The organism is Pseudomonas sp. TE36184, from assembly GCF_054060055.1.
The window spans coordinates 2,060,863-2,071,534 of sequence record NZ_JBSSCU010000001.1 but is presented as its reverse complement, the minus strand read 5'-3'; the positions used below and the strand labels follow the sequence as shown (position 1 = coordinate 2,071,534).

Annotated in this window: 12 protein-coding genes; 1 reads left to right on the top strand and 11 read right to left on the bottom strand. The window is 63.4% G+C overall.

All coding sequences use genetic code 11. From position 1 onward, the window contains the following. Positions 1–169: 169 nt before the first annotated feature. The 5 genes from ACVWZP_RS09000 to ribBA all read right to left on the bottom strand — a co-directional run bounded on the left by ACVWZP_RS09000 (position 170) and on the right by ribBA (position 5,433). On the bottom strand, positions 170–1,324 hold the full coding sequence (locus tag ACVWZP_RS09000) for an ABC transporter ATP-binding protein (RefSeq protein ID WP_079443539.1): 1,155 nt from the start codon (positions 1,322–1,324) through the stop codon (positions 170–172). 17 nt (positions 1,325–1,341) lie between these two features. Then, positions 1,342–2,151, bottom strand: a complete 810-nt coding sequence (locus ACVWZP_RS08995; RefSeq protein ID WP_046383898.1) for an ABC transporter permease — start codon at positions 2,149–2,151, stop codon at positions 1,342–1,344. A gap of 6 nt (positions 2,152–2,157) precedes the next feature. Further along, positions 2,158–3,075 carry an ABC transporter permease gene (locus ACVWZP_RS08990; RefSeq protein WP_457369684.1) on the bottom strand — a complete coding sequence of 306 codons (918 nt, stop codon included), beginning with the start codon at positions 3,073–3,075 and terminating at the stop codon, positions 2,158–2,160. Next, positions 3,072–4,097 carry an ABC transporter substrate-binding protein gene (locus tag ACVWZP_RS08985; RefSeq protein WP_108526656.1) on the bottom strand — a complete coding sequence of 342 codons (1,026 nt, stop codon included), beginning with the start codon at positions 4,095–4,097 and terminating at the stop codon, positions 3,072–3,074. Before ACVWZP_RS08985 ends, ACVWZP_RS08990 begins: the two co-directional genes overlap by 4 nt. 226 nt (positions 4,098–4,323) lie before the next feature. Next, positions 4,324–5,433 carry a bifunctional 3,4-dihydroxy-2-butanone-4-phosphate synthase/GTP cyclohydrolase II gene (gene ribBA / locus ACVWZP_RS08980; protein ID WP_079443541.1) on the bottom strand — a complete coding sequence of 370 codons (1,110 nt, stop codon included), beginning with the start codon at positions 5,431–5,433 and terminating at the stop codon, positions 4,324–4,326. A gap of 69 nt (positions 5,434–5,502) precedes the next feature. Here ribBA and ACVWZP_RS08975 point away from each other — a divergent pair, with 69 nt between their 5' ends. Next, complete coding sequence (locus ACVWZP_RS08975) at positions 5,503–5,796, top strand: DUF1330 domain-containing protein (protein WP_046383894.1); 294 nt, start codon at positions 5,503–5,505, stop codon at positions 5,794–5,796. 312 nt (positions 5,797–6,108) lie between these two features. On the opposite strand, the gene ACVWZP_RS08970 is transcribed toward ACVWZP_RS08975, so the two are convergent. The 6 genes from ACVWZP_RS08970 to ACVWZP_RS08945 are packed head-to-tail and all read right to left on the bottom strand — an operon-like array spanning position 6,109 to position 10,663. Next, a complete protein-coding gene (locus ACVWZP_RS08970; protein WP_046383893.1) occupies positions 6,109–6,672 on the bottom strand; it encodes an NUDIX hydrolase in 564 nt (187 codons plus the stop codon). Between the two features lie 2 nt (positions 6,673–6,674). Then, a complete protein-coding gene (locus tag ACVWZP_RS08965) occupies positions 6,675–7,427 on the bottom strand; it encodes a GntR family transcriptional regulator (protein WP_010567342.1) in 753 nt (250 codons plus the stop codon). Positions 7,428–7,450: 23 nt separating this feature from the next. Further along, positions 7,451–7,840 carry a carboxymuconolactone decarboxylase family protein gene (locus ACVWZP_RS08960; protein WP_046383892.1) on the bottom strand — a complete coding sequence of 130 codons (390 nt, stop codon included), beginning with the start codon at positions 7,838–7,840 and terminating at the stop codon, positions 7,451–7,453. Between the two features lie 13 nt (positions 7,841–7,853). Beyond that, a complete protein-coding gene (locus ACVWZP_RS08955; RefSeq protein ID WP_010567340.1) occupies positions 7,854–8,339 on the bottom strand; it encodes a flavin reductase family protein in 486 nt (161 codons plus the stop codon). Positions 8,340–8,351: 12 nt separating this feature from the next. Continuing rightward, positions 8,352–9,833: an aldehyde dehydrogenase gene (locus tag ACVWZP_RS08950; protein ID WP_046383891.1), complete on the bottom strand. Its 1,482-nt coding sequence runs from the start codon at positions 9,831–9,833 to the stop codon at positions 8,352–8,354. Further along, positions 9,830–10,663 (bottom strand): alpha/beta fold hydrolase, encoded by an 834-nt coding sequence (locus tag ACVWZP_RS08945; RefSeq protein WP_198865906.1) that lies wholly within the window; start codon positions 10,661–10,663, stop codon positions 9,830–9,832. The genes ACVWZP_RS08950 and ACVWZP_RS08945 overlap by 4 nt, the downstream gene beginning before the upstream one ends. Positions 10,664–10,672: the final 9 nt, after the last annotated feature.

The window sequence follows — 10,672 nt, the reverse complement described above, 5'->3', positions numbered from 1 at the left end:
GTTTTTCGCTGGCAAGCCAGCTCCTACCGTGAGGGCATAACCCTGTAGGAGCCGGCTTGCCGGCGATGGTCGTTAACGATGACGCGGGAAGCCTGGATGCCCGCGGTGGTTGTGGGTTTTTCGCTGGCAAGCCAGCTCCTACAGGGGATGGTTCAGCTTTTTGTTTGGCTTAATGGGCACCGGCGGCCTTGTTCAGATCGCTTTCGGCCCATTCGGTGTACACGCAGGCATCCGCCGTGGCCCAGCGCACGCGCACCGGGTCGCCGGCCTTGAGCGGCATGCCGGCGGCGGACAATGCCTTGACCGTCATCGAGGTGCCGCCCAGGGTTTTCACGCTGCAGGTCTGGCTTTCACCGAGGAACAGCACTTCGCCGACGATGGCCGACACTTCGTTCCAGCCTGCGGCCAATGGTTGCCCGGCGGCCTGTTCGACGCTCAGCGCGAGGGCTTTTTCCGGGCGCACCATCAGCAGCACGTCCTGCTCGCTGCGCAGGCCGCCGGTCAGGCGGATCGACAGCGATTGGCCTTCGAACGACGCCGCCGCGTTGCCCTGGGCCTTTAGCTTGAGGAAGTTGGAGTTGCCCAGGAATGAGGCGACAAACGCATTCGGCGGGTTCTGGTACAGGTCGAAACCGCTGCCCAGGCCGACGATCTTGCCGTGGCTGAAAATCGCGATGCGCTGGGACAGGCGCATGGCTTCTTCCTGGTCGTGGGTCACGTAGACAATGGTGATGCCCAGGCGCCGATGCAACTGGCGCAGCTCGTCCTGCAAGTCTTCACGCAGCTTCTTGTCGAGGGCGCCGAGCGGTTCGTCCATCAGCAGGATACGCGGCTCGTACACCAGCGCCCGGGCGATGGCGACGCGCTGTTGCTGGCCGCCAGACAGTTGCGACGGGCGGCGATGGGCGAACTGTTCCAGTTGCACCAGCTTGAGCATGGCGTCGACGCGCTTCTCGCGCTCGGCACTGGCCAGTTTGCGGATCGCCAGGGGGAAGGCGATGTTGTCGCGTACCGACAGGTGCGGGAACAGCGAGTAGCGTTGGAACACCATGCCGATGTCGCGCTTGTGCGGCGGTACGTTGACCAGCGATTGGCCGCTCACCAGGATCTCGCCGCTGCTCGGCGTTTCAAAGCCGGCGAGCATCGACAGGGTGGTGCTTTTGCCCGAGCCGCTGGAGCCGAGGAAGGTGAGGAACTCGCCGTCCTTGATGTCCAGCGAGATGTTGTCCACGGCGGCGAATTCGCCATAGAACTTGTTCAGGTTGCGCAGGCTGACCAGGGGTTGGCCAGGGTTCTGCGCGGCATCTTGGATCACTGCACTCATGTTCTGCTCCTGGGCGCTCAAGCGCGGGTTTCTGTGCGCCGGCGAACGGCGGCGGCGATGACCATGACCAGCACCGAGAGGCCGATCAGCAGCGTCGAGGCGACGGCGATCACGGGTGTCAGGTCCTGACGCAGGGTGGTCCACATTTTCACGGGAAGGGTTTGCAGGGTCGGGCTGGCCATCATCACGCTGAGCACCACTTCGTCCCATGACACGAGAAAGGCGAACAGCGCACCGGCCACCATCCCCGGGCGAATCGCCGGGAAGGTCACCTTGAACACCGCCTGCAGGCGCGACGCGCCGCAGATCACCGCGGCGTCTTCAATCGACTGATCGAACAGTTTCAGCGAGTTGATGATCGAGATGATGGTGAACGGCAACGCGACAATCACGTGGCTGACCACAAAGGCGAACATCGTGCCGGTGTAGCCGAGCTTGAGGAACAGCGCGTACACCGCCACGGCGATGATCACCAGTGGCACGATCATCGGCAGGGTGAACAGGCCATAGAGCAGTTCGCGGCCGGGGAAGCGCCCGCGCACCAGGGCAAATGCGCTGGGCAGGCCCAGCGCCACGGCGAACACGGTGGTCAGCACGGCGACCTTGAGGCTGGCCAGCGCCGCGTTCATCCAGTCGGCGTTGGAGAAGAACTGGCCGTACCATTTCAGCGTCCAGCCCGGTGGCGGGAACACCAGCCATTGCGACGAGCCGAACGACAGCAGCACGATAAACACGATCGGCAGCAGCAGGAACAGCCCAATCAAACCGGTGGTGGCGTAGAGGCCCAGACGCATCCTGCGGCTCATGGCATTCGGAGTCAGCAGCATGACGGCTTACCTCGCATGGCTGGCGCCAACCGGGGATTCCGGCTGAAGCTTCAGGTAGAAGTAGAACAGCACCAGCGTGATGAAGATCAGCAACGCGGCACCGGCACTGGCCAGGCCCCAATTGAGGAACGACTGCACCTGCTGGATGATGAACTCGGGCAGCATCATGTTCTGCGCACCGCCGAGCAGCGCCGGGGTGACGTAGTAACCGAGGGACATCACGAACACCATCAACCCGCCGGAAAACAACCCCGGCCGGCACAGCGGCAGGAACACCCGGAAGAAGTTGGTCCACGGGCTCGCGCCGCAGATGGAGCCAGCCTGCAGGATCATCGGGTCGATGGCCTGCATGGTCGCCTGCAACGGCAGCACGATGAACGGGATCATGATGTAGCTCATGCCGATCACCACGCCCGTCAGGTTGTGCACCATCTCCAGGGGCACATCGATGATGCCCATGGCCAGCAGCGCCTTGTTGATCACCCCCGAGGCTTGCAGCAGCACCAGCCAGGAATAGGTGCGGGCCAGCAGGCTGGTCCACATCGACAGCAGCACGATATTCAGCATCCAGCGGCCCCAGCCGCGTGGCACCAGGGTAATCGCCCAGGCCAGCGGGAAGCCCAGCAACAGGCTGAACAGGGTCACCAGGCCCGCCACCGAAAAGGTGTTGAGCAGCACGCGGGCGTAGGCCGAGTTGGCGAACAGCTGTCCATAGTTGCCCAGGCCCGGCACGGGCTCCAGCACGCCGCGCAGCAACAGCCCGATCAGCGGTGCGAGGAAGAACAGGCCGAGGAACAGCAGGGCCGGGATCAGGTTGCCCGCCCCGCGCCAGCGCTGGGCCAGGGGCGGCGATACGGCTTTGCTGCAAACCGCGCCGGCAGCGCCGAGGGCGCTCCCGGTCGGTGTGGTTGCCGTCATTTTCATTTGACTAGCCATTCATTCCACCGTGTCGCAATGGCCGGACCGTTCTTGGCCCAGTAGGCGAAATCGAGGGTGATCTGGTCCTTGGCATACGCCGTCGGCAGGTTGGGCGCCAGGACTGAATCCAGGCGCTGCACGCTGTCGATATTCACCGGTGCATAGGCGGTCAGGTTGGAGAAATCGGCCTGGCCCTTGGCGCTGCTGGCACTGGCCAGGAACTTCATCGCGGCGGCTTTGTTTTTGGTGCCCTTAGGCACGACGAGGATGTCGGCCATGACCAGGTTCTGCTTCCAGCTGACGCCCACCGGTGCGCCATCTTCCTGCAGGGCGTGGATGCGACCGTTCCAGAACTGGCCCATGCTGACTTCGCCGGAGGCCAGCAGTTGTTGCGATTGCGCGCCGCCGCCCCACCAGACGATGTCTTTTTTGATGGTGTCGAGTTTCTTGAAGGCGCGGTCCAGGTCCAGGGGGTAGAGCTTGTCGGCCGCGACGCCGTCGGCCAACAGGGCCAGTTCGAGCACGCCAGGGCTGGGCCATTTGTAGAGGGCGCGTTTGCCGGGGTAGGTCTTGGTGTCGAACAGCGCGGTCCAATCCTGGGGCTTGGCGGCGCCGAGCTTGCCTTCGTTGTAGCCGAGCACGAAGGAGAAGAAGAACGAACCGACGCCATGGTCGGAGACAAAGCGCGGGTCGATCTTGTCGCGCTGGATCACCGAGAAATCCAGGGGTTCGAGCAGGCCTTCGGCGGCGGCGCGCAAGGCGAAGTCGGCCTCGACGTCTACCACGTCCCACTGCACGTTGCCGCTTTCGACCATGGCCTTGAGCTTGCCGTAGTCGGTCGGGCCGTCTTGCACCACGGTGATGCCGCTGGCCTTGCTGAAAGGGTCGGCCCACGCCTGCTTCTGCGCATCCTGGGTGCTACCGCCCCAGCTCACGAAATTCACGCTTTCAGCCGCCAGGGCCGCGTGAGTGACCGTAGCCAATAAACCCGCGAACAGCACTGCGGTTGCACGTTTGTTCAACACCATTTTCACGCCCTCATTTGTTGTGTTTTTGAGCGGGCTTGGTAATGCCCGCCTATCGGGAGCAGTAGGTCCATCGGAGCCTCTAATCGAGGCCCAAAAGGCGACCGTGCCAAGGGCTGTTATTGGTGCTGTCCCTGGCGGGCGCACTTGGCGAAAGCGTTCGGTCTATGGAATATCATATTATGGTATTCCAAACTTTGTGCAAGCATTTTGCCTTACCGGTTATCCGTCACTCGGTGAAGGGAATGCTCTCGACCACCTCCAGGTCGTAGCCAGTCAGCCCGGCGTATTTCAGGGGCGGGCCGAGGTGACGCAGCTTGCCGACGCCCAGGTCCTGCAATATCTGCGCCCCGGTGCCGACTTCCGAATAAATCCGCGATTGTGAACGGTTGAACTGGCGCGGCGCCTGGGTCAGTTGCGGTACGCGCTCCAGCAACGCCTGGGACGATTCATGATTGGCCAGCACCACCACCACGCCACGACCTTCGGCCGCGACGCGTTGCAGGGCGGCCCACAGCGTCCAGTTGGACGGACCGCTGTAGTCGGCGCCGACCAGGTCGCGCAGCGGGTCGATCACGTGCACGCGCACCAGCGTAGGTTCATCGCGGCGCAACGGGCCCATCACCATGGCCATGTGTACACCACCGTCGATGCGGTCTTCAAAGGTGATCAGGCGGAACGTGCCATGCACCGTGGGCAGGTCGCGTTCGCCAATGCGCGCCACGGTGCGTTCGGTGCTGAGGCGGTAGTGAATCAGGTCGGCGATAGTGCCGATCTTGATCCCGTGCTTGCGCGCGAAGATCTCCAGCTCAGGTCGGCGGGCCATGGTGCCATCGTCGTTCATCACTTCGACGATCACCGAGGCTGGCGTATGCCCGGCCAGGCGTGCCAGGTCACAGCCGGCTTCGGTGTGGCCGGCGCGGGTCAGCACGCCGCCGTCTTTGGCGCGCAACGGAAAGATGTGCCCGGGCTGCACGATATCGGCCGGCCCGGCATTCACGTCCACGGCTGCCGCCACCGTGCGTGCGCGGTCGGCGGCAGAGATACCGGTGGTCACACCGCTGGCCGCTTCGATGGACACGGTAAACGCGGTGCTGAACGCGCTGCCATTGCTCGGTACCATCTGCTCCAGGCCCAGGCGCTGGCAGTGTTCGTCGGTGAGGGTCAGGCAGATCAGACCACGGGCTTCACGGGCCATGAAACTGATAGCCTCGGCACTGCAGCACGCCGCAGGCAGCAGCAGGTCGCCTTCGTTTTCCCGGTCTTCGTCGTCTACCAGGAGCACCATCTTGCCTTGGCGGTAGTCTTCGATGATGTCTGCGATGCTGTTGAAGGACATGTTGGGTGCTCGATTTGTTGGTTGTATGTATTATGGTATACCACAAAAACCAAGCAAGAGGATGTCGTGATGAAGGCCTACTGGATTGCCCATGTAGATGTGTCCGATGCAGAGCAGTACACGCAGTACACCCAACGCGCGCCGGCGGCGTTTGCGCAGTTTGGCGGGCGGTTTCTGGCCAGGGGCGGGCGCAGCGAAGCGATGGAGGGCGGGCCGGCACGGCAGCGTAATGTGGTGATTGAGTTCGATAGCTATGAGCAGGCGGTGGCGTGTTACGAATCTGCAGAGTATCAGGCGGCGAAGGCCCACCGCGAGGGGGTAGGGCAGGCGCAGATCATCATCGTGGAAGGGCTGGCGCCTTAGGTATATCAGTCCAAGTATTGTTCCAAATGTGGGAGGGGGCTTGCTCCCGATGGCAGTGGTTCAGTCACCTCATTCAGTGGCTGACACACCGCTATCGGGGGCAAGCCCCCTCCCACATTGGGTTCGGTGGTGTGGAATAGGATGCGTTGCAGCGCCCTGGTTTCGACGATGAGCAGGGCTGATTCACGCGCTTCAAACTGTGGGAGGGGGCTTGCCCCCGATAACGGTGTGTCAGCCAACGAAGATGTTGAATATGCCACTGCCATCGGGAGCAAGCCCCCTCCCACATTTGAACCGAGTTCAGCTTGAAGATCAGCGGATGAAGTGGATCTTGCCGCTGTCGTCATTCCCGATGTAGATGCCATACACCCCGGCCTGGCGTTCCTCGATGTAGCGTTCGAGGATCTGCCGGATCGCCGGGTAGTAGATGCTGTCCCAGGGAATGTCCTCGGGCGCGAAGAATTGATAGTCGAGGGTCTCCGGCCCGAACTGGCCGGTGATCTCCAGCGCGATGGCGCGGAAGATGATGTACACCTCGCTGATCTTCGGCACGCTGAAGATCGAGTAGGGCGAGACGATCTCGGCGCGCACGCCGCTTTCTTCCCAGACTTCGCGCAACGCGGCCTGCTCGGTGGTCTCGCCGCCCTCCATGAAACCGGCCGGCAGGGTCCAGGTGCCGGGGCGCGGTGGGATCGCCCGTTGGCACAGCAGGTACTTGCCGTCCTGCTCAATGATGCAGCCGGCGATGATCTTGGGATTGATGTAGTGGATATAGCCGCAACCGCGGCACATCAGGCGCTCATGCGTATCGCCCGGTGGCAGCTGGTGACCGAGGTCACTGCCGCCGCATTTGGGGCAAAAGCTTGGCCTGAACACGGTCAGTGACCTATACGCGGTTCTTTGAGGGCGATGGGCAGGGTGATCTCGGGGATCTTGCCGGTCTCTTCCTGTTTGCGCTTGAGGTAATCCAGGGCCACGGCCGCCGCCGCGCGCACGTGGTCGACGCAGGCCTGGTGGGCGGCGAGCGGGTCGCCGCTCTTGATCGCCTGGACCATGCGTTCCATTTCCTGATTGCTGGTGCCGCGACGGTTTTCCTGGGACACCGACGTCGCGCGCAGGTAGCTGATACGCGCCTGCAACTGACGCAGTTGGGTGGCGGCCACATGGTTGCCGGAGCCTTCGAGCAACACGTCGTAGAAACCCTGTACCGAATCGATGACCTGTTGCAGTTCGCCGTCCTTGAGGGCCTTGCGGTTTTCCTCCAGGGCTTTTTCCAGGGCCTTGATGTCCTTGGCCTTGGCGCGCAGGGTGAACAGCTGCACGATCAAACCTTCGAGCACACAACGCAGTTCATAGATGTCGACGGCATCGGCCAGGGTGATGATCGCCACCTGGGGCCCCTTGGCATCGGCGAATTCCACCAGGCCTTCGGACTCCAGGTGACGCAAGGCTTCGCGCACCGAGGTACGGCTGACGCCGAGGCGGTCGCACAGGTCGCGTTCCACCAGGCGATCACCCGGCAGCAGCTGGAAGTTCATGATGGCGCTGCGCAGTTTCTCCAGCACGATTTCGCGCAGGGTGACCGGGTTGTGATTGACCTTGAAGCTGTCGTCGAGGGGCAGGCGTTTCATGGGGGCTGCTCTGAATGGGGCGGTTAACGGGATGCCTCGGCATCGGCTTCGGCGAAGGCTTCCCGGGCCAGCCGGAAGCTGTCCACGGCGGCGGGAACCCCGCAATAGATGCCGACCTGAAGCAGAATTTCGCGTATTTGTTCACGACTCAGGCCGTTACGCAAGGCGCCGCGCACATGCAGCTTGAGCTCGTGAGGCCGATTGAGGGCCGAAATCATTGCCAAGTTTATCATGCTGCGTTCTTTAAGCGACAAACCCTCCCGGCCCCACACATGGCCCCAGCAGTATTCGGTGACCATCTCTTGCAAGGGGCGGGTGAAGTCGTCGGCGTTCTCGATCGAGCGCTGCACATAGGCTTCGCCCAGCACCTGGGTGCGGATCTTCAGGCCCTGCTCATACTTTTCGTTGCTCATTGCACACAGCTCCTCAAGCCAGGGTGGGCAGCGGGCCCAGCTTGCCTTTGTGATAGATCATCGGCGTGACCGGTTGCTCGGGCAGGATCAGGTTCTTCACGGCGCCGACGATGATCGCGTGATCGCCGCCGTCGTATTCGCGCCACAGCTCGCACTCGATGATCGCCGTGGCCTTGGCCAGCAGCGGGTTGCCCAATTCGCTCAGGTGCCACTCGATACCCTTGGCTTTTTCCTTGCCTTTGCTGGCGAAGGCATAGGCTTCGGCGGTCTGGTCGGCGGACAGCAAGTGGATCGCAAAGCGCTTGCTGTCACGCAGGATCGGGTAGGTGTCCGACGCATAGTTGGGGCAGAACAGCACCAGGGCCGGGTCGATCGACAGCGCGCTGAACGCGCTGGCGGTGATGCCGACGATGCCGCCGTCCGGGTCGAGGGTGGTGACCACCGTGACCCCGGACGGGAACGAGCTCATGACGTCTTTGTAAATGCCGGGTTCGATCATGGTTGTGGACTCTTAACGCATCACAAAAGGATCAGGCATGGGCGCCTGGGAGAGGTTGATCCACACCGTCTTCAGCTCGGTGTAGGCCAGCACCGAATCGATGCCGCTTTCGCGTCCGTAGCCGCTGTTCTTGAAGCCGCCGATGGGGGCCATGGCCGAGACCGCGCGGTAGGTGTTGACCCAGATGATCCCCGAGCGCACATCGCGCGCCAGGCGGTGGGCGCGCCCGAGGTCGCGGGTCCAGATACCGGCAGCGAGGCCGAACTGCGAGTCGTTGGCGATGGCCAGTGCTTCGGCTTCGTCCTTGAAACGGATGACCGAGGCCACCGGCCCGAATACTTCCTCTTGCATGATCTTCATCGAGTTGCGGTCGCACTCGAACAGCGTCGGCTCATAGAACCAGCCTTCGCCAAGGTTCTGCGGGCGCTTGCCGCCGGTGCGCAGGCGTGCCCCTTCGGCGATGGCGTCCGCCACCAGGCCTTCGACCACGGCCAGTTGCTGCGCGGTGGCCATGGGGCCCATTTCGCTGGCGTCGTCTTGCGGGTTGCCGATGCGGATGCGTTGGGCGCGCGCTACCAGGCGCTCGACGAATTCGTCGTAGATAGCGTCCTGCACCAGCAGGCGCGAACCGGAGACGCAACTCTGCCCGGACGCCGCGTAGATGCCGGCGATTGCACCATTGATGGCGCTGTCGAGGTCGGCGTCGGCAAAAATGATATTCGGCGACTTGCCGCCCAGTTCCAGGGAGAGTTTGGCGAAGTTCTCCGCGCTGCTGCGCACCACATGCCTTGCCGTGGCCGCGCCGCCGGTAAAGGCGATCTTGCGCACCAGCGGGTGGCGGGTGAGGGCGGCGCCAGTGCTGGGGCCAAAGCCTGTGACCACGTTGACCACGCCCGCTGGAATGCCGGCTTCGAGGGCCAGGCGCGCCAGTTCCAGGACGGTCGCCGAGGCATGTTCCGACGGCTTGATCACGATGGTATTGCCCGCCGCCAGGGCCGGCGCGAGTTTGATCGCGGTCAGGTACAGCGGGCTGTTCCACGGAATGATCGCAGCGACTACGCCCATGGCTTCATGCACGGTGTAGGCGAACAGGTCGGGCTTGTCCAACGGCAGGGTGCCGCCTTCGAGCTTGTCCGCCAGGCCGGCGGTATAGTGGAAAAACTCCGGCAGGTAGCTGACCTGGCCACGGGTTTCGCGGATCAGCTTGCCGTTGTCGCGGCTTTCCAGCTGGGCCAGGTGTTCCTTGTTCGCGGCGATCAGGTCACCCAGGCGGCGCAGCAGTTTGCCCCGCGCGGTGGCGGTGAGGCCGCGCCAGGCCGGGCTGTCGAAGGCGCTTTGCGCGGCCTGCACGGCGCGCTCCACGTCGGCTTCGTCGGCGTCGGGCAATTGCGCCCAGGGTTCGGCCAGGGCCGGGTTGAGGCTGTCGAAGGTTTTGCCGGAGAGGGCATCGACCCATTCACCGCCGATGCACATCTGGAAGCGTGCGAGTGTCATGCAACGATCCCCTTGATTGGATTGTTTTGGGCGTACACCGTGTCGAGGAACCCCAGCAGCAACTGGTTGACCAGGCGCGGCGATTCTACCGGCATCATATGCCGTTGCTCGGCCAGCACCGCAACGCTGGCGCCGGGAATGCGATCTGCCAGTTGCCGGGCCATTTCCGGGGTCGAGCCAGGGTCGAGTTCGCCGGTGGCGACCAGGGTCGGTGCGCGCAACCCCGGGAGGTCGTCGGCACGGTACATGTCCTGGGTCGCAAACAGTTCATAGGTGGTCAGGTAACCCTGGGGGTCGTTGCCCGCCAGGGTTTCACGCAGCGCGGCGATCTGCGCCGGGTTGGCCGCCTGGTATTCACGGCTGAACCAGCGCGACAGTGCGGCTTCGGCATTCGCGTCGGGGCCGTGTTCGGCGGCCTGGGCGGTACGTGCGATGACTCCGGCACGCTGTTCAGGGCTGCGGTTGAACACACTGTTGAGCACCACCAGGCCCTTCAGGCGCTCGGGGTAATGCAAGGCAAACGCCCGCGCGACCAGGCCGCCCATGGAAAACCCGATCACCGTGGCCTGGGGCAGTTGCAGGTGGTCGAGCAGTTCCAGCAACTGGTCGGCATAGCCGAGCAGCGGGGTGTCGGCGGCCGGGCGCGGGCTGGCGCCATGGCCGAGCATGTCATAGGTGATCACGCGGTAGTTCGTGGCCAGGCCAACGACTTGCCCGCCCCACATTTCTTTATTCAGGCCCACGCCGTGGATCAAAACCACAGGCTGGCCTTGGCCGGTCGCCAGATAACTGGTGCCAGCCGGGGTGCGTTCAGCGGTGAGCCGAATCATGGAGCGCTC

What these genes read in the sequence shown, in the direction of transcription:
- ACVWZP_RS09000 (WP_079443539.1), bottom strand. Translation starts at nt 1,324, where the DNA reads ATGAGTGCAGTGATCCAAGATGCCGCGCAGAACCCTGGCCAACCCCTG.
- ACVWZP_RS08995 (WP_046383898.1), bottom strand. Translation starts at nt 2,151, where the DNA reads ATGCTGCTGACTCCGAATGCCATGAGCCGCAGGATGCGTCTGGGCCTC.
- ACVWZP_RS08990 (WP_457369684.1), bottom strand. Translation starts at nt 3,075, where the DNA reads ATGAAAATGACGGCAACCACACCGACCGGGAGCGCCCTCGGCGCTGCC.
- ACVWZP_RS08985 (WP_108526656.1), bottom strand. Translation starts at nt 4,097, where the DNA reads ATGGTGTTGAACAAACGTGCAACCGCAGTGCTGTTCGCGGGTTTATTG.
- ribBA (WP_079443541.1), bottom strand. Translation starts at nt 5,433, where the DNA reads ATGTCCTTCAACAGCATCGCAGACATCATCGAAGACTACCGCCAAGGC.
- ACVWZP_RS08975 (WP_046383894.1), top strand. Translation starts at nt 5,503, where the DNA reads ATGAAGGCCTACTGGATTGCCCATGTAGATGTGTCCGATGCAGAGCAG.
- ACVWZP_RS08965 (WP_010567342.1), bottom strand. Translation starts at nt 7,427, where the DNA reads ATGAAACGCCTGCCCCTCGACGACAGCTTCAAGGTCAATCACAACCCG.
- ACVWZP_RS08960 (WP_046383892.1), bottom strand. Translation starts at nt 7,840, where the DNA reads ATGAGCAACGAAAAGTATGAGCAGGGCCTGAAGATCCGCACCCAGGTG.
- ACVWZP_RS08955 (WP_010567340.1), bottom strand. Translation starts at nt 8,339, where the DNA reads ATGATCGAACCCGGCATTTACAAAGACGTCATGAGCTCGTTCCCGTCC.
- ACVWZP_RS08950 (WP_046383891.1), bottom strand. Translation starts at nt 9,833, where the DNA reads ATGACACTCGCACGCTTCCAGATGTGCATCGGCGGTGAATGGGTCGAT.
- ACVWZP_RS08945 (WP_198865906.1), bottom strand. Translation starts at nt 10,663, where the DNA reads ATGATTCGGCTCACCGCTGAACGCACCCCGGCTGGCACCAGTTATCTG.